Annotated in this window: 17 protein-coding genes; 7 read left to right on the forward strand and 10 right to left on the reverse strand. The window is 68.0% G+C overall.

What is annotated here, in order from left to right; all coding sequences use genetic code 11:
* Nucleotides 1-5: 5 nt before the first annotated feature.
* Nucleotides 6-2,336, forward strand: coding sequence for a heavy metal translocating P-type ATPase (locus FHU39_RS10255; protein ID WP_183320240.1), 2,331 nt, complete (start codon nt 6-8; stop codon nt 2,334-2,336).
* A gap of 348 nt (nt 2,337-2,684) precedes the next feature.
* Here the strand turns inward: FHU39_RS10255 and FHU39_RS24685 are convergent, their stop codons facing one another.
* The 3 genes from FHU39_RS24685 to FHU39_RS10270 all read right to left on the reverse strand — a co-directional run bounded on the left by FHU39_RS24685 (nt 2,685) and on the right by FHU39_RS10270 (nt 6,885).
* Nucleotides 2,685-3,674 (reverse strand): peptidoglycan-binding protein, encoded by a 990-nt coding sequence (locus FHU39_RS24685; RefSeq protein ID WP_183320241.1) that lies wholly within the window; start codon nt 3,672-3,674, stop codon nt 2,685-2,687.
* Between the two features lie 583 nt (nt 3,675-4,257).
* The gene (locus FHU39_RS24205; protein ID WP_246336209.1) at nt 4,258-5,037 is read right to left on the reverse strand and encodes a C40 family peptidase; all 780 of its coding nucleotides are present in this window, start codon (nt 5,035-5,037) and stop codon (nt 4,258-4,260) included.
* Nucleotides 5,038-5,631: 594 nt separating this feature from the next.
* A complete protein-coding gene (locus tag FHU39_RS10270) occupies nt 5,632-6,885 on the reverse strand; it encodes an APC family permease (RefSeq protein WP_343065812.1) in 1,254 nt (417 codons plus the stop codon).
* Between the two features lie 101 nt (nt 6,886-6,986).
* Between FHU39_RS10270 and FHU39_RS24690 the strand changes: the two genes are divergently transcribed.
* Genes FHU39_RS24690 through FHU39_RS10290 form a run of 5 tightly spaced genes read left to right on the forward strand, consistent with a single transcriptional unit; the run spans nt 6,987 to nt 9,177 of the window.
* Nucleotides 6,987-7,112 (forward strand): hypothetical protein, encoded by a 126-nt coding sequence (locus FHU39_RS24690; RefSeq protein WP_281379594.1) that lies wholly within the window; start codon nt 6,987-6,989, stop codon nt 7,110-7,112.
* Nucleotides 7,113-7,163: 51 nt separating this feature from the next.
* Nucleotides 7,164-7,502 carry an Rv3488 family transcriptional regulator gene (locus tag FHU39_RS10275; protein ID WP_183320242.1) on the forward strand — a complete coding sequence of 113 codons (339 nt, stop codon included), beginning with the start codon at nt 7,164-7,166 and terminating at the stop codon, nt 7,500-7,502.
* Entirely contained in the window at nt 7,499-8,098 is a 600-nt protein-coding gene (locus FHU39_RS10280) for a phosphatase PAP2 family protein (protein WP_183320243.1), read from the forward strand. The genes FHU39_RS10275 and FHU39_RS10280 overlap by 4 nt, the downstream gene beginning before the upstream one ends.
* A 28-nt stretch (nt 8,099-8,126) precedes the next feature.
* On the forward strand, nt 8,127-8,813 hold the full coding sequence (locus FHU39_RS10285) for a methyltransferase domain-containing protein (protein ID WP_221185218.1): 687 nt from the start codon (nt 8,127-8,129) through the stop codon (nt 8,811-8,813).
* A 49-nt stretch (nt 8,814-8,862) separates the two neighbouring features.
* Nucleotides 8,863-9,177: a hypothetical protein gene (locus tag FHU39_RS10290; protein ID WP_183320244.1), complete on the forward strand. Its 315-nt coding sequence runs from the start codon at nt 8,863-8,865 to the stop codon at nt 9,175-9,177.
* Between the two features lie 388 nt (nt 9,178-9,565).
* Here FHU39_RS10290 and FHU39_RS10295 read toward each other — a convergent pair whose 3' ends face one another.
* Nucleotides 9,566-10,876 (reverse strand): hypothetical protein, encoded by a 1,311-nt coding sequence (locus FHU39_RS10295; protein ID WP_183320245.1) that lies wholly within the window; start codon nt 10,874-10,876, stop codon nt 9,566-9,568.
* 118 nt (nt 10,877-10,994) lie between these two features.
* Nucleotides 10,995-11,342, reverse strand: coding sequence for a hypothetical protein (locus FHU39_RS10300; RefSeq protein WP_183320246.1), 348 nt, complete (start codon nt 11,340-11,342; stop codon nt 10,995-10,997).
* A gap of 222 nt (nt 11,343-11,564) precedes the next feature.
* Here FHU39_RS10300 and FHU39_RS10305 point away from each other — a divergent pair, with 222 nt between their 5' ends.
* Nucleotides 11,565-12,428: a hypothetical protein gene (locus FHU39_RS10305; RefSeq protein WP_183320247.1), complete on the forward strand. Its 864-nt coding sequence runs from the start codon at nt 11,565-11,567 to the stop codon at nt 12,426-12,428.
* 243 nt (nt 12,429-12,671) lie between these two features.
* On the opposite strand, the gene FHU39_RS10310 is transcribed toward FHU39_RS10305, so the two are convergent.
* The 5 genes from FHU39_RS10310 to FHU39_RS10330 form a co-directional block, all read right to left on the reverse strand.
* A complete protein-coding gene (locus FHU39_RS10310) occupies nt 12,672-12,890 on the reverse strand; it encodes a hypothetical protein (protein WP_183320248.1) in 219 nt (72 codons plus the stop codon).
* A 79-nt stretch (nt 12,891-12,969) separates the two neighbouring features.
* On the reverse strand, nt 12,970-14,460 hold the full coding sequence (locus FHU39_RS10315) for a hypothetical protein (RefSeq protein WP_183320249.1): 1,491 nt from the start codon (nt 14,458-14,460) through the stop codon (nt 12,970-12,972).
* A gap of 32 nt (nt 14,461-14,492) precedes the next feature.
* On the reverse strand, nt 14,493-15,431 hold the full coding sequence (locus FHU39_RS10320) for a hypothetical protein (protein ID WP_183320250.1): 939 nt from the start codon (nt 15,429-15,431) through the stop codon (nt 14,493-14,495).
* Between the two features lie 86 nt (nt 15,432-15,517).
* On the reverse strand, nt 15,518-15,805 hold the full coding sequence (locus FHU39_RS10325) for a hypothetical protein (protein ID WP_183320251.1): 288 nt from the start codon (nt 15,803-15,805) through the stop codon (nt 15,518-15,520).
* Nucleotides 15,806-15,843: 38 nt separating this feature from the next.
* Nucleotides 15,844-16,569, reverse strand: a complete 726-nt coding sequence (locus FHU39_RS10330; protein ID WP_183320252.1) for a hypothetical protein — start codon at nt 16,567-16,569, stop codon at nt 15,844-15,846.
* Nucleotides 16,570-16,790: the final 221 nt, after the last annotated feature.

Genomic DNA, 16,790 nt, shown 5'->3' on the forward strand with positions numbered 1-16,790 from the left:
AGCCGATGAGCACAACCACTGACTCGCCGGCAACCACCGCTACTGAAGCGACGGTCCCTGACCAAATCTCCCAAGCTACCGATGTCGAGCTGCTCCTGACCGGGATGACCTGTGCCTCGTGTGCCAACCGCATCGAGCGCAAGCTCAACAAGCTCGACGGCGTGACCGCCACGGTCAACTACGCCACTGAGAAGGCGAAGGTCACGTATGGCGACACCGTCACCACCGACGATCTTGTCGCCACCGTCGAGTCTGCCGGGTACGGCGCCAAGCTGCCGCAGCCGGCGCTGGCGTCTGACGCGAGTGCACCCGAGACCGCCGACTCGACCAGCGACGGCGCCGACCGTGACGCCGCTGCTGCGCTCACATCGCTGCGCGACCGGCTGATCGTCTCCGCCATACTCTCCGTCCCGGTGATCGCGATGGCGATGATCCCCGCGCTGCAGTTCGACAACTGGCAATGGCTCTCGCTGACGCTGGCCGCGCCCGTGGTGGTCTGGGGCGCGCTGCCCTTCCACCGCGCAACGTGGACCAACCTCAAGCACGGCGCCGCCACCATGGACACCCTGGTGTCGATGGGCACGCTCGCAGCCTTCGCGTGGTCGGTCTACGCGCTCTTCTGGGGCAACGCTGGTATGCCGGGCATGCGCCACCCCTTCGAGCTGACCATCGGACGCAGCGACGGCACCTCGAACATCTACTTCGAAGCTGCCGCCGGAGTCATCACCTTCATCCTGCTCGGCCGCTACCTGGAGCACAGGTCCAAACGCAACGCCGGCGCGGCGCTGCGGGCGTTACTCAACCTGGGCGCTCGTGATGTCGCCGTACTTCGCGATGGTGTCGAGCAGCGAATCCCGGTGTCACAGTTGGCCGTCGGCGACCGCTTCGTCGTCCGGCCGGGCGAGAAGATCGCCACCGACGGTGTCATCGACGAAGGTCGCTCGGCCGTCGACGCCTCCATGCTGACCGGAGAATCGCTCCCGGTGGACGTCTCCCCCGGCGACCCGGTCGTCGGCGCAACCGTCAACACGTCCGGCCGGCTCGTGGTGCGCGCAACCCGGGTTGGCTCCGACACCCAGCTGGCGCAGATGGCCCGGCTGGTTGAGGACGCCCAGACCGGCAAGGCCGCCGTGCAGCGGCTCGCCGACCGCATCTCGGGCATCTTCGTGCCCGTCGTGATCGCCATCGCCGTCGGCACTTTCGCGGCATGGCTGGTCACGGGTGCCGGTGCCGCCGGCGCCCTGACCGCGGCAGTCGCGGTGCTGATCGTCGCCTGCCCGTGCGCCCTCGGCCTGGCCACCCCGACCGCGCTGATGGTCGGCACCGGCCGAGGAGCCCAGCTCGGCATACTCATCAAAGGCCCGGAGGTGCTGGAGCAGACCCGCACCGTAGACACCATCGTGCTGGACAAGACCGGCACCGTCACCACCGGCGAGATGACCCTCGCGCAGACTCAGGTCGCGTCCGGTGAGGACGCCGCACAGGTGTTGCGTATGGCGGGCGCCCTCGAGGACGCCTCCGAGCACCCGATCGCACGCGCCATCGCCGACGCGGCACGCGAGGCCGGGACGCTGGGCGCCGTCGAGGACTTCGCCAACATCGAAGGCCTCGGCGTGCAGGGCATCGTCGACGGCCATGCGGTGCTGGTCGGTCGCCCGCAGCTGCTGGACCAGTGGTCGCAGCATCTCGACGACACCTTGCAAGCCGCGTTCGACGAAGCGACCGGCCGTGGGCAGACCGCGGTGGCGGTCGGTTGGGACGGGCAGGCTCGTGCGGTGCTCGTGGTGGCCGACCGGGTGAAGGACACTTCCGCGGAGGCGATCCGCCGGCTGCGCGATCTCGGCCTGCGCCCGATCCTGCTGACCGGCGACAACGAACGCGTCGCGCACACCGTCGCCGGCCAGGTCGGCATCGACCAGGCCGACGTCTACGCGGAGGTGCTGCCCGCCGACAAGGTCGACGTGGTCACGCGATTGCAGGCAGACGGACGCGTTGTCGCGATGGTCGGCGACGGAGTCAACGACGCCGCCGCACTCGCGCAGGCCGACCTCGGCCTAGCGATGGGCACCGGCACCGACGTCGCCATCGAGGCCAGCGACATCACCCTCGTACGCGGTGACCTGCGGGTGGCCGGTGACGCCATACGCCTGTCCCGGCGCACCCTCGGCGTCATCAAGAGCAACCTCTTCTGGGCATTCGGCTACAACGTGATCGCGATCCCGATTGCCGCAGTCGGGCTACTCAACCCCATGCTCGCCGGAGCCGCCATGGCGTTCTCCTCCGTCTCCGTGGTCTCAAACAGCCTGCGGCTCAAAGGGTTCCGGTCGTCGTTATGAGAATCACACGTTCGCCTGCTGGCCTTTCGCACCGCCAGACTGCGGCGCGAGGGGCCAGCGCCGTGGCTTGGTGGGCAGCGGCCTGTCTCGCGCGCTGCGCCATCCGCACCCTCACGGACCGCCGTCAAGACTGACGACCCAACTTCGCCGATGCGCACCATCGTCGCAAAGCGAGGGCGCGCAGTTCGCCGTCCCGCTCGCACCGGTAGCAGCCCCGGTTCGATTCCAATCGCACTCCCCGCCATACCAATCAACGCGGCTCGGGGTGTCGTCACCACAAAGACGCGGCCACGGCCACTCGAAGGAGTGACCGTGGCCGCGTGGGTGGACCGGAGTCGCGCCGGTGCGTCAGCGCAACGTGCCGTAGTTCGTGGGCGTCGTCCACATGTTTTCCTTCTTGACCACGGTGCCGGGGTGGTCAGCGGAGATCATCAGGTTGCCACCGGCGTAGATGGCCGAGTGGGTAGCCGGTGAGCCGAAGAAGACCAGGTCACCCGGCTGCGGGCTGGTGGTTCTCTTCATGTACGCCTGCTGCTGGCTCGCAGTCCGGGGGATGTAGAGCCCGGCCTGCTTGTAGACGTATGACGTAAGCCCTGAGCAGTCGAAGCCCTGCGACGGCGAGGAGCCGCCCCAGACATACGGCACGCCCAAGTACTTCTGGGCGATCGAGACGACCGCGGAGATGCCCTCGCCATTCGACGGCGGGGGTGGCGTCGGCGGTGTCGGGTCAGTGCCGCACGGGAAGCCGCCCAGCGCGTTCCACGTCAACGGACCGATGATGCCGTCCGCGACGAGGCCCTTGCTGCTCTGGAACGACTTGACCCGGGACAGCGTGCCGGCGCCGAAGACGCCGTCCACCGCGATGCCGCCCAACTTGCTCTGAGCGCTCGAGACGTAAGAGCCGGTGGCGCCATACCGAAGCACGGTGACCTTGCACGACGGCGGCGGCGTGGTGGGCGGTGGAGGCGTGGGCGGCGTCGGCGCGGAGCCCGGGAAGCCACCGAGGGCCGCCCAGGTCAACGGACCGACGATGCCGTCAGCAACGAGGCGATGCGCGCTCTGGAAGGTTTTGACCTTCGCCAGCGTGCGTGTCCCGAAGATGCCGTCGACCGCCAGTCCGCCCAGCCGCTGCTGCACAGTTTTGACGTAGCTGCCTGTTGATCCGTAGCGCACGGCAACCACGGTGGTCGGCGAGGCGGCAGTACGTATGCCGCTCGTCGATGCGCTGCTGCGCTGCCCTGACGCACCGCTCGTGCCGCTGCCGGGATCGGCATACGACGGAGCGGCCTGCACGAGGCTGGCAGCGGTGGCCGGAACGCTCAGCAGCGTTCCAGTCACCACCAGCCCCTTGCGGGAGGTGATCGCCGGGGCGACCTTGGCAGACAGCCCAGGCCGTGGTTTGCGATGTCTCGGAGTAGTAATTGTGGTCATGTGACCCTCTCGGTACTCGTCCAGTCCAGAAACGCGCGCAGGGGGATGCCCCGCGCACGTGGCATCCCCCGATGTCGCCTACTCCTTCCCCGAAGAAGGCGCTGCACGAGAACTGACTATGCCGGTGCCTCAAGACCTGTGAAAGACGCGAAATATGGGCTCCGATGGGCCCTCGTGACCCCTGTTACTGGTGTGACTTAAGTGAATTTGCGGGGCTGGCGGAACAGAAGTGCCCTAGTGTTGCAATTTCAACGATCCCGGCGATCGTGACCGGCTTGTAACACTCAGAGCCCGAAAATCATTCGAACGACACGCCGAAATCTATTTCTCTCCGAAAATCTCATACTTTGAGACGTCGCTTACTCGCCACTAACGTCCGTCGCAGTGCCGCCGGCCACGTTATAGGGGCGGCGAAAAGCCCCGCCGATCTCCAGGGCCGGTGGGGCTTTTCGTGGTGCCTATGACGTTGTATAGCGCCTGGGCGCCGACCTCAGATGCGGGCGAAGTAGTGGTTGCCCCACAGGTTCTGCACGCTAACCACGGTGCCGGGGGTGCGGGCCGCAATCATCTTGCCGTTCCCGAGATAGATCCCGTTGTGATAGGCCGGGGAACCCCAGAAGATCAGGTCGCCGGGACGCGGATTTGACACGCGCGTCGCGGCGGCTGCCTGGGCGGACGCGGTCCGCGGGATGCTCTTGCCCGCCTGGCGGTAGACGTACTGGGTGAAGCCCGAGCAGTCGAAACCAGCCGGCGTGGTACCACCCCAACGGTACGGCGTTCCACGCAGCCCCAACGCGGTCGACACGATCGAGGAGTTAGATTTTGGCGCTGGCTTCGGCTTGGTCGTCGGCGTACTGCTGTAACCCCCGAGCGCGGTCCAGGTGTGGCGGCCGACAATGCCGTCGATGGCAAGCCGGTGCGAACGCTGGAACGACTTCACTTTGGCCTTCGTGCGCGGACCGAAGATGCCGTCGACTGCGAGGCCGCCGACCTTGCGCTGGACTGTCTTCACAGCGGCGCCGCGGGAGCCGTACTGAACGGTGGGACCAATGCGTACAGCGGTGGACAGGCCACCGGCCGCCTGCAGGTGACCGGCGGCTTGGACGGAGCCAGCCTGCGCGAGACCAGCGCTCGGCGCGGCGGAGGCGTTCTCCATGCCGGCGAGCGGGACGACGACGGCGCCGGCGGCAGCAACCGCGAGGCTGCGGCGACCAACCTTGTTCAGAACTTTCGACTCACGCTTCAAATGGCGCGGGGAGTACGAACCCATGAGGCAAGGGACCCTTTCGGTGGACTGCAATAGATGACAATGCGGGTTGGGCGCCGTTGCCCCGAGGCAGTGCCCCACCCAGTTCATGCATCCGACTCCCCGAAGCGCCGGCGGCATGGCCACTGACTATGACGCACGCGAGGCTGTTTCCCAAGCTCTTCCCAGACATCTGTGCATACCCATCCGGCGACCCGCCGGGCCGCTCTCGCGATCGTGGCTCACCTCTGGGCCGTGACCATTCCGTAATAATTCCGCGGCGTTTCGCCGGTTGGCGAAGATCGGCACCACAACGCGGAAATCGACGGAAGCCCCACGCAACCCGCCCGAATACGAGACACCACTCGTCTCATATTTCAAGACGAGGTACACGCGCAGTGCTCTACTCGCCGACCGCGTCCGCACCTACATGGAGGGGGCCTCACCCGTTCCCGTCCCCGACTGCCAGTCCCGGACACGACGTGCCCTGCCAAGCGCCAAGTGCACCTGATTCAGTGATCGCTATGCCGACGAGGCACGAACCACAGGCCACCAATCTGGTCGGGCGGTTGGCCGCTGCCCGGTGTGCCTGATCCGACCAAGGTGTTTTGTGTTGTTTCAGGTGCTGATGCTCCGGGCCCACCACAGGGCCGCGCCGAGGGCCAGGACGCCGACGCCGATGAGGATGCTGGTCAGGGGCAGGCTGAAGGCCAGGAATATGCAGCCGAGCAGGCCCAGGGCCGGGATGACGCGGGGCGGGGCGTGTTCGGCGCGGGTGAGGGTCAGCGCGGAGGCGTTGGCGATGGCGTAGTAGCTCAGTACCGCGAAGGAGGAGAACCCGATCGCTTCGCGTAGGTCGATGGTGGCGACCAGGACGATGACGACGGCGGCGACGGCCAGTTCGGCCCGGTGCGGCACCCCGTATCGGGGGTGGACCGCCGCAAGTACACCGGGTAGGTGGCGGTCGCGGGCCATCGCCAGGGTGGTGCGGGACACTCCCAGGATCAAGGCGAGTAGTGACCCGAGCGCGGCGATCGCCGCACCGGCCTGCACGGCCGGCGCGAGCTGCTGCAGCCGGCCGGCCTGCACGGCTTCGCGTAGCGGTGCGGTCGTCGCGGCGAGCCCGGTCGGGCCGGCGGCCAACAAAGCGGCCACGGCCACCGTCGCGTAGACGCCCAAAGTGATCGCCAGGGCGATCGGAATCGCGCGGGGGATGGTGCGGGCCGGGTCGCGTACTTCCTCCCCCAGAGTGGCGATGCGCGCGTAACCGGCGAACGCGAAGAACAACAACCCGGCTGCTTGCAGGATCCCGTGCACCCCCGCGCCCGGGAACGGGCTCAGGTGCTCGCTACTGGCTTGTCCCCCGGCCAGGCTCGCGACCACCACCGCCGCAAGGGTCAGCAGAGTCAGCGCGACGATGACCCGGGTCAACCAGGCCGACTTCTGCACACCCAGGTAGTTGACCGCGGTCAGACCAACCACCGCCGCCACAGCCACCAGACGCACATGCCCCGGGGCGGCGTACGAGGCAAACGTTAACGCCATCGCGGCACAGCTGGCGGTCTTACCGACCACGAATCCCCAACCGGCCTGGTACCCCCAGAAATCGCCCAACCGCTGCTTGCCGTACACGTAGGTGCCCCCGGACTGCGGGTACAGCGCGGCCAGTCGTGCTGAGGAGGTCGCGTTGCAGTACGCCACGACTGCCGCCAGCAGCAACCCGATCAGCAGCCCCGCCCCGGCAGCCTCCGCTGCAGGGGCGAACGCCGCGAACACTCCAGCCCCGATCATCGACCCGAGCCCGATCACCACCGCATCGAAGACTCCCAGGCGGCGCGCCAACGACGCCGACGGTGCGGGGACCTGGCTCACGGGCTCACCTCCAACCTGATGTCGAGTTCACATCGTTTACGGGACACGATATCGGTATACGATACGGGTGTCTCCACCCGTTCGTCCAGGAGGTGTCCGGCATGTCCATTCCAGACCCCACCTCACCCGATCCGCGCACACACACCGCGAACGCCGCCGAGGCGCCAACGGGCCTGCGCAAGGCCTCCATCGGCGGCCAGCGCCAGAAACGCGCCCGGAAACTGTGACGAGGCCCCACAGTCGGCAGCGCCGACGCGGACATTGCCTAGCATGCGGACATGAAGACTTTCCTGGCCGGAGCGATCCAGATGCATGTGCTGCATCACGCCAGCGAGCAGGAAATCCACGGTGCATGGATGACCCGGGAACTGGCCCGGCACGGCCACCAGGTCAGTCCCGGCACCCTGTATCCGACGCTGCACCGGATGGAGGCCGCCGGGCTGCTGACCGGCCGCGATGCCGTGCTCAACAGCCGCCGAGTGCGCTACTACCGGATCACCACCGCCGGCCGCACCGAACTGGACACGAACCGGGAAACACTGCGGCAACTGGCCGCCGAGCTCCTTCGGCCAGCGTCCGGCACCGCGACGCCGGAATCACAGAAAGCGCCTGAATGAACCTGAACCTGTTCTGGCAGATCAACCATTTCGCCGCCCGCACCGGGTGGGCGCACCCGGTCATGGCCGCATTCGCGCTGTGGGGCGGGCTGGTGCTGCTTGTCGTGATCCTCGCGGTGGCCTGGGCCGGCCACCGCGATAGCAGCCAGCCGGCCCGGACCGCCGCGGCCACCGTGCTGGCGGGTGTGTCGGCTGTCGTGGCACTCGGTGTGAACCAGGTCGTCGCAGCGGCACATTTCGAAGCCCGACCGTTCGTGGCCCACCACGGGGTGACGGTCTTGTTGCACCACGCCGCCGACAACGCGTTCCCCAGCGATCACGCGACGATCGCCGGGGCGCTGGCGGCCGGCATCCTAGTATTCGCCCGCCGCTGGGGACTACTCGCGATCTTGGTGGCACTGTTCCTGGCCTTCGCCCGGGTCTACGTCGGCGTGCACTACCCCGACGACGTCGTCGTCGGACTGGCCCTGGGCGCGGTAGTCACCGTCCTGCTCTGGGCGGGCCTGGGGCGGCTGCTGACCAAGACGCTGCAGGATCGATTGCCGCCAGCCGGGCACCGGCTGATCGGTAGCACCCAGCCGCAGCACACGCACTAAAGCCACGTCCCAGGAAGAGGGAATCGCCGTGGACGAACACCCCAGCCCTAGCCTGTTGGCCCAGGCTCAGCATGAGCACTGGCAGGACACTTACCAGGAACATCCCGGGATGTACGGGGACCGGCCGTCCGAGGCCGCCCGGTATGCCGCCGAACTCTTCCGCGCCGTCGGCGCCAGCAGCGTCCTCGAGCTGGGCGCTGGGCACGGCCGGGACGCCATGTACTTCGCCCAACGGGGATTCACCGTCCAAGCGACGGACTTCAGCGCGACCGGCCTGCACCAGCTGCAAACAGCCGCGTCCGAGCAGGGCCTGTCAGACCACCTGTGCACCTTGGAACACGATGTGCGTAGCCCGCTGCCACTACCCAGCGACACCATCGACGCGGTCTACGCGCACATGCTGCTGTGCATGGCCCTATCAACCCGGCAGATCCACGCCGTGATGGACGAGGTCCGCCGGGTGCTACGCCCCGGCGGAGTACTGATCTACACCGTGCGGCACACCGGTGACGCCCACTACCAGGCCGGCCTCAGCCACGGCGACAACATCTACGAACACGGCGGGTTCGCCGTGCACTTCTTCGACCGTGCCCTCGTCACGGCCCTCGCCGAAGGCTGGAACCTGCACGAGATCCACCCGTTCGAAGAAGGCGGCCTACCCCGACGCCTGTGGCGTGTCACCCAAACCCTCCCGGCACGCCCGGGTCACCCGTGACTGCTGCACCGGCTGTACGGTCGCTGCCCCCGGAGCGCACAATGACTAGATGCACATCACCCTGCTCGTAGTAGCGGACTGCCCCAACCAGCAGCCTGCCGAACACCTGCTGCGTCAGACACTCGACGACGCCGGCATGGCCTCGGTGCCGTTCGACGTGCGCGTGGTCGCCAACCAAGGCGACGCCGACCGGTACGGATTCACCGGCTCCCCCACCATCCAGATCAACGGTATCGACCCGTTCGCCCAGCCCGGCCAACCGCCGGCCGTCGCATGCCGGGTCTACCCCGGCGGACACGGCATACCCAACGCTCTCGAATTGCGGCGCGCTCTTCACCAAGCCACAGCCGACGTCGCTGGCTAACAGCACACACCGGACGCCCGTTCGTGCACCCCGGCACGACCGGCTCAGCGAAAACAACGTGCGATTGGCTCGACCAGCATCCGCTGGTCGGAGTAAGCCGCCCATCCTGCGTACCTACCCCAACGACTGCTCACCATGTGCGGGCGCGACGGTCCCGCAACAGGTCCAATCGCGACTTACTTTGAGCAATCGGCGACTCCCGTCGCACCGTGCCAGGACGAGGACAGATGATCCCGGCGAGGTCCATTTGCGGATGGCGCCCGGCGTCGATGGACGAAGTTCAGTGGTTCCGTCTTGACGGTCGCAACGAGTTCGTCGACGGTCATCAGGCTGCGGTCTCGCTTGGGCAGGCCGTCGCGTTCCCAGACTGGGATGTCGTCGGTGCATGTCACCGACTTGCGGTCGGTGGCCGCCCAGGTGCTGGGATGCGCACTGGGTCCCTTTCTTCCGATCTGCACTGAGGGCGTTCTGGTGCCGGGGCGGACTCCCGCCGGGACACTGCGAGAGCTCCCGCCACTGACAGTGTGGCCTCGCTGACGTCGATGAGCTGCTCGGCATTGGCGACCAGAGCCTGCCGGATGACGTCCGGGAGTTTGACCGCCCGATTGGTGTAGACATCGGCGGGCGAGATGAGTGCGGTCTCGTCGTCGATGCCCGTTCCGCGGCTCCATGCCGCGATGGTACGGGCGGATCCGGTCAGGTCCGGTTCCTGTTCGGCAACATCTCGATGCACGCAGGCCAGTTCGGCGGCGGCGATCATCGCCTGCTGGACGGTGACCGTTGCCTGCGCTAGGTCGATACGGCCGGCTATCACCTCAGGGGCGGCCCATCGTGTGCGATCGAATGCGATCTCGTGCACGGCTGCGCGAACCTCGCTGGCGGCGTGTACGAGCGCCCGATCTGCGCGTTGGCCCCGGCTACTCAGCTTGCCCCAGCGGTTGGCCGCCGTGGCCCACGACTGCTGGTTGGCATCCAGCGCGGGCGCGAGCCGGTGCTGGTAGTCCTCAATGCTGACGCGACCTGTCGTGGCAGCCGCGTCGAGAATCGCTGTGCTTGCCGTCGCGATCATGGCCTGCGTGCCGGCGGCCAGGTGGAGGTTCGGTGCGCTCGGGGCGACTGCCAGGGTTCGGTGCGCCTGGATGTCCCAGTTGACCAGGGCCTGATGCAGCCGGCCAGTGCCCGTCGGTGGCGTGTAGTGCTCTCCGGCCATGACGTGGCTGAATCTGTTGCCCACGAAGCCGCCTGCGAGTTGTTCGAAGGCTGCTAACCGGGTGGCGGCGTCCTGCCCTCGAGGGATGTCCTGGGTCTCCCGATCGGATGCGTGCCGACCCACGGTTGCCCGGACGTCGTCGACGTGCTGGTGCACCGCGACCCCGACGGCGTGCGCGCCGACGTACAGGGTGTGCATCACCCGCATCCGAGCAGCGTCGAGGTCGTCGTACGCGGCAGGGGACCGTGGCCTTACCCGACGCCCTGGGCCGGCGGCCAGCTCGGCGGCCCGCTGAAGGTTTTCGGCCATGCCCAGCAGTCGCTCATCGGGTGGTCCGTCGCCTGGCCAGTCTCGGGCCAGCTGTGCCCTGTGCTGGGCCTGGCTCATCGTCTCCAGGCGTTGCATCGTGGCCCCGTTCAGCGGGCTGACGTACGGCGTGGACGGCAGCGAGGACCACAGGTCACCGGCCGCCTGCACGACTTCACCCATGTCCGCAGCAGTGCGGCGGCATCAGCGCCGTCGACGTCGAGCAGCAACTGCCGGGCCTGGTAGTCGGCATCCAGCAGCAGCTCGCCGATCGATCGTTGATCCACCGTGGACGACGCGCTCACGAGCCGGCCTCGCGCAGTAGATCCGTGAGGCTGACGACGACCTGGGAGAAACCGGCCGTCTCGTCGTTGACGGGCACGGTCCGGGCGAGCCGTTCGGCAATCCGCAGCAGCTCCAGCGGGTCGGCCTGGGTCGGCTGCGGCCAGTACGGGTCCAGATCCGCCGGCACCAGCATCGCGGCTTCGGCTGCGGCGACATGCATGCCGAGGCCCAGGACGTGCAGCTCTGAGCGCGGGCTCTTGGTGGCCGCCTGGCGGGCGGTCCGGTCGGCTGCATGATGCATCAGCCTCGCGATTGCAGCGATCGTCTCCTGGGTGTCGTGCGGCGACAGAGTCGGGGTCGTCACGGGGCGCGTCTCCTTCGGTTCGTTCGGTCTCCAGCAATCCAGCCAGGTGGTCGCCTGCTCCCGCTCCACGCGGCGGTCGCCTGTGGATAACTTCCGTGCCGTGTCCGGGGTGCACGCAAGACTTGGTTCTGCAAGCCCTAAGGAGCGCAGCTTGCTCTGGCGGCAACCAGCCACCAGATCAAGGCACTTGCACTAGTGCGTTGAACAAAGGAAGTGGTGACGATGAGGAGTCGACGGAAGGTGTGCCGGGTCGTATCCGACGGCGTCGGCATGGTGGTGAGCACACTCGTCACGTGCGTCGGGGGCGCCCTCGTGCACCCGGTGGCGGGCGCGGCATTCTTCGTCGTGGGTCTGGTGACGTTCGGTGCTCTGCTCTGCGGGCGTGGCGAGAGCCTGTTCGTCCGGTTGCTGGCACGGGCGCGCGAACCGCGCGACTACGAGCTGGCCGCGCTGCGTCCAGTGGTCGCCGTGCTCAAGGAACTCGACTTGGTGTCGCCTCCGGTGCAGCTGCTGGTGCGTGACGGGCCGGCCGGCGTCCGCGTCGGTGCTGCTGGCCGGCGGACCGTTGTCATCTCGCAGGGATTGCTCGAGGCGATCGCCAGTGGCCGGATCCGACCCGACGAAGCCGCGGCGCTTCTCGCGCATGCGATCGGCCGGATCCGGCTCGGCCAGTGCCGCTACGACGTGGCACTGGAGTTCTGGATGCTGCCCTGGCGACTGCTTCAGGCTGTCGGCCGCGGCATCGGCCGGGTGATCGGCTGGTTCCCGCTGGCCGCCTTCGCATGGCGTGTGCGATTCATCACCGGCGCAGTCGCCCTGTTGCAGGGGTTCACCGATGGCCAGGCCGCGTTCGGGCTGATCGGCGCCGGTGTGGTGGCGTTGTCGTACGCCGTGCCGTGGGCGGAGCAGCAGGCCGCACTGGCAGGCGAGGACGAGGCCGACCGGTTCCTCGCCGCCGCGGGCCTCGGAGACGCGCTGTGCCGGTTCCTGGAGCGAGGGCGGCGATCACCGCGGGTTCTGCACCGCGTGCACCGGCTGCGGTCGGTGCCGGCGCCGGCGGTGCCCGACCAGACTGTGCTTGCGTGATGACGATGGAGGACGCCGCTGATCGTGGCCGAACGCGATGTGCGCTCGGCGATCGAGGCGGTCACGGTCTTGTCGAACCTAGTGACGCCCATCGGCGAACATGAGGCTGTGGCGGCCGCGCCCTGATTGCGCAGCCGCCAACCCGCAGCCTCCTCGCACGGTCGCCCAGATACAGGAGCGGCAGACCGGACTCCGCGAGGCGCTCGGCCGCGTACTGCCTCACGAACGAGATTGACGCCGGTATCAGCGCCGCGGACCGTAGCTCGACGACGGGTCGTCATACGCCCATACTGCGGCCTGCTCGCGCTCGGCGCCGCTGCGCCCGCTGGCACTGGCATCTTCCTCAGCGACCCGATGGCGATCCTGGGCATCCTCAACGGCGCCGATGACGGCCGAGCGACGTTCGGATTGGATCTCCAGACCTTGGTCCCGCGCCTCTTCCTCGACAGCTTCGTTGCTCATGGCGTCCCTCTCGTTGGGTGTGACCTCCCGAAGGCGCACCTACGGGTCCTGGCGGTCAAATCTCAACCGACGTTCGGTCTCACCGGACCATGCCGCGACTGACACTGGTGCCCCTTGCCGGCGCGTCGGGCCGGCGCGCACGACTCGACGGCGACGGCGCCTGGCTGCGATCGGCCGCCGGTGACCAGTCGGCCGACGCTGCGTGGTCTCGAGCGTGATTCAGATGGGGAAGGGCTAGGCCGATCTGTTCGCGGGCCGCGCCGATCTGGTCCACGGATGACGGGTCGCGGCGCAGCAGCGCGACGGCTGCCTTCAAGGGCGCGCGGGCTTTCTCGACCGCGACGGTGACTTCAATCGTGTCGGTCAGCGTGCCGATGGCACGGTCATGGTTCTCCGCCGTCAGGTGTGGAGACTGTGCCAGCGCCATGGCATCGCGTAGATGAGCGTCCGCCCGGTCCAGGTTCGTCGAGGCATCTTCGAGGGTGTTCAGGTGGCAGTTGACTAGCTGCACGATCGAGTCGTGAACCGTGGCCGACCAGCCGTCGATGACGTCCGGGGCAAGGTCCTCCTGCCGGTGCGCCAGACCCCGTCCTGCTCCCTCGAGGTAGTGCGCGGCGGTGTCCAGGTAATGCTCCGTGTTCGCCAACGCCAGCACCGTGCGTTCTGCCAACTGTGCCGTCGGAGCTGACCGCAACGGCCGGCTCGCCTCCTGGCTGGCCACCGTGTCGTTCTCTGGAACCTCGGTGCTGTCGGCGTGCCACTGCACCGGCCAGCCGTGAGTGAGTTCCTGCGCTGCCTCAAGCACCAGCGATCGTGCCTTGTCCTCGGTCGATGCCAGGGCATCGGCCACCTGTGACACGTTCGCGTCAAGGACCACACCGTCATGGCTTGGAATATCCGCGTGCGCCTGCCCGGCGGCATCGACGCGGACCGTGGCCACGACGTCCGCGCGATGATCGAAGAGCGGCACCTCCTCGGCGATGTCACCTGAGTGGTGGTGGTCGGACTCAGATTCGACGGCGGCCGTGACGCCGGCGAAGTGCTCCCGCTGGATCTGATCGCCCAGCTCATCCATCGCCTCGTACTTGCGGAGGCGATAGTCCGCCTCGTTCATCGAATGCAGCTGGCCATCCAATACGTGCTCGTCGATCGTGAAGTCGGAGCGTTGCAGGGTACGCGGATCGATGACCAGGCCCTCGCCATCCGCAGCCGGCACCAAGTCGGCCTTCACGCCAAAGACAGATCCCGGGCCGTACAAGGCGCCGCCGTCCTCGTCTCGGCCAGGCGTCGTTCGGACATCATCGCCGCAGATCTCACGGATCCGCTCAAGCGTCTCGAGCGGATAGTCGCATCCGGTGATTCCCCGCAGGCCCGTGTCGGCGACGTCTGGATCGTTCGGGTCGCCGACCAGGTGCAGGTTTCGTTGGTATTGGTTCTGTGCGCGTTGATCGCGTGCGTCGAGCTGTACGTCCAGCCACTGCTGCGGCGCGCTCAGCAGGTCACGGGGAACGAATTCCACGTGCACCAGAAGGTTCACGCCGTGCCGCTGCGTCTCACTCAAGTTGACCATGTCTGTTTCTCCCTATCGACGGCCGTCGGCGCCTACCGTCCGATGGCGCTGTCGGCCGGACGGTCCGGGACTGATGTGGTGGTGGTCTTGTCGGGGCCGGCTGACCGGTTGCCGGCGGCGGCGGTGATGGTGCGTGCATCCAGGCAGTCCCAGTCAGGCTCGTCACGGTCCGGCTGGGCCCGTCGCAAGGTTGGGATGTCGTGGCGGTGTCGGGTGCGCAGGATGGTGCGGTCGACGACGTCGAGGTGCTGGCCGATCTGTGGGTCTGACGCCCCGCCGGCTGCCATGCCTCGCACGACTTCGATCCGTTCGGCAGGGGTCAGGTTCGTGGCGGCGCCGGTGCGGGCGATCGCACGGTCGACGGCGACCATGTCAATGGTTTCGGCTCCGGCGGCGACCGGCACGTCGATGTGTGGCCGAGCATGCGGGTTGTCGATGGTGCTGTCGTCCCAGGCCAGCGGTGGGGCATACCCGCGGCTTCTGGCGTGGCCCTTGGTTTCCGGCGAGGGCCCCGGCGCCATGCTCAGCTGGTCATAGACGTCCTTGATCTCTCGCCACTTCTCCAGCGTGATCAGGTTCCCGGGGCCGCTGAGAACCCTGGGCAGGCTGGTGGCGCCGGCCTCGGTGATGTGGTCTCGGGTCCAGCCCATGGCCAGCAGCGCCTGCACGCGGCGGGCCGCACCGACCTTGGGTACGTGCCCAGACTGCTGCTGCTCGTAGACGCCGGCGAGCGTCATCCGAGACACGTGCTCGGCGGTGCGGCGCTGTACGACATCCCGATCTCCGTCGACGATCGCGCGCAGGGCTGGGGCGCTCAGTCCGCTGCTGCGGCTCAGCGCTCGTACCGGCACGTCGGCGTCGAGGAAGTGCTGAAGCTTGCGGCGGACGGGTTCGGCCGGCATGTAGCGGGCCCGGCCGCGCGCACGATCGCGCTGGTAGGCCACCTCGTCGGCCTTGGTGCGGTAACTCATCCCCGGGCACCTCCGTCAGGTCTGGTGCCTTCCCGAAGGGGATTGCGGTCGCTCTGGCGGCCACCGCGCAGGAAATGACGTTGCCGCTACCTGCGTGGAGCGGGCCCTGCGTGCTCGCCGGCACCGGGTATGTCGTGCAGCAGGCGCCGCCGTTGCGCCTCGCGGGCGCGTTCCTGGTTCTCACGGTCCATCTCCTGGACCAGTTCGGGTGCGCAGAAGGTCTCGGCGGCCCACCCGCCGTTGCCGCCGTCGAGTCGCGGCTGCTCCCAGCCGCGGGCTACTACCGCCGAGTGCCAGTGGAAGCTGCGGTCTGCTGGCGACGGGCCGCCGGCGACTTGGAGATCCTCGGCAAGGTCGGAGAGGTCGTTCGTCATGAGTTGCTCCTGTTTCGGCCCTTCGAGAGCGAAGGGGGCTATCGGCGTGGCCCGTGCATTGCCGGCGCCGGTTCGCCGGCAGGGTTCGGCCGGTGCGCTGTCAGACGTCGGTGCGCGTGCTGGGTGACCTCGTCCGCCTCGTGCAGCGACCGTCGCGTGCCCCGGTCGCTGTGGTCGAGGAGGTCGCCCAGCTGCTGGAGCCGGGTCTCGGTGCGTGCGAGCACGTCGGTGGCGACGCTGAGGCCCTGGTCGACGCTGACTCGTGAGCCGAGCGTCGTGTCCGCGTTCATCCGCTGCGAGGCGATGTGCTTGACCGCCGTGAGGTGCCCGGCGGCGGCCGCCGCAGCGGGTTGTGCCATCTCGAGCAGGTCGCTGACCCCGTCCAGCCGTGCCCGGGTTCGACTGGCGAGCTTCATGTCGTCTGTCGATGCTGCGGCAAGGTCGACCGTGTCGAGGGCCTCCTTGACCCGGTCGACCCGGTGGGTGGCGTGCTCCAGGTAGGCACCGAGGTCGGTTCCGATTGCCTCGGTGAGGGCGCATCGGCCGGCCAGTTGTTCCATCTGCTGTGCGACGTTGCGCATGTACCCCGAGGCCATGGGTTCGTCGACGACGTGGGTCTTCGCTGCATCCGCGGTCGCGTCGTCCAAGAGCCGCCGGACCGACCGCGCCGCATCGCGCAGTTCTTCGATGAGACCGATGGCGGCGAGTAGGTCGCGGTGGATGCCGTGCAACTCGTCGCTCGCCACGTCGAGATCGCTGCTCATTGCGGGTCCTCGTCGTCGCCGCAGTCGGCGAGCTCGTCCAGGAAGCTCCTCAGGAGGCCACTGAGCTCGTCATCGGCGGCCTGGAGGTGATCCCGCATCCGTGCGGTGTCAGAGGGGGTCTCGCCGCTGCACACGTCGATGTTCTCCGCTCGGGCTCGTGGCCCGCCGGCTGCGGGCTCCTCGCTCCCCAAGGTCAGATCCCGTGCTCTGGCGGTCACCCC

Source organism: Flexivirga oryzae (assembly GCF_014190805.1).
Classification (GTDB): Bacteria; Actinomycetota; Actinomycetes; order Actinomycetales; family Dermatophilaceae; genus Flexivirga; species Flexivirga oryzae.

Coding starts and splice junctions, on each gene's coding strand:
- FHU39_RS10290 (WP_183320244.1), top strand. CDS start 8,863: ATGCACATCACCCTGCTCGTAGTAGCGGACTGCCCCAACCAGCAGCCT.
- FHU39_RS10305 (WP_183320247.1), top strand. CDS start 11,565: ATGAGGAGTCGACGGAAGGTGTGCCGGGTCGTATCCGACGGCGTCGGC.
- FHU39_RS10315 (WP_183320249.1), bottom strand. CDS start 14,460: ATGGTCAACTTGAGTGAGACGCAGCGGCACGGCGTGAACCTTCTGGTG.
- FHU39_RS24205 (WP_246336209.1), bottom strand. CDS start 5,037: ATGGGTTCGTACTCCCCGCGCCATTTGAAGCGTGAGTCGAAAGTTCTG.
- FHU39_RS10330 (WP_183320252.1), bottom strand. CDS start 16,569: ATGAGCAGCGATCTCGACGTGGCGAGCGACGAGTTGCACGGCATCCAC.
- FHU39_RS10325 (WP_183320251.1), bottom strand. CDS start 15,805: ATGACGAACGACCTCTCCGACCTTGCCGAGGATCTCCAAGTCGCCGGC.
- FHU39_RS24690 (WP_281379594.1), top strand. CDS start 6,987: ATGTCCATTCCAGACCCCACCTCACCCGATCCGCGCACACACACCGCG.
- FHU39_RS10295 (WP_183320245.1), bottom strand. CDS start 10,876: ATGGGTGAAGTCGTGCAGGCGGCCGGTGACCTGTGGTCCTCGCTGCCG.
- FHU39_RS10310 (WP_183320248.1), bottom strand. CDS start 12,890: ATGAGCAACGAAGCTGTCGAGGAAGAGGCGCGGGACCAAGGTCTGGAG.
- FHU39_RS10280 (WP_183320243.1), top strand. CDS start 7,499: ATGAACCTGAACCTGTTCTGGCAGATCAACCATTTCGCCGCCCGCACC.
- FHU39_RS10255 (WP_183320240.1), top strand. CDS start 6: ATGAGCACAACCACTGACTCGCCGGCAACCACCGCTACTGAAGCGACG.
- FHU39_RS10320 (WP_183320250.1), bottom strand. CDS start 15,431: ATGAGTTACCGCACCAAGGCCGACGAGGTGGCCTACCAGCGCGATCGT.
- FHU39_RS10275 (WP_183320242.1), top strand. CDS start 7,164: ATGAAGACTTTCCTGGCCGGAGCGATCCAGATGCATGTGCTGCATCAC.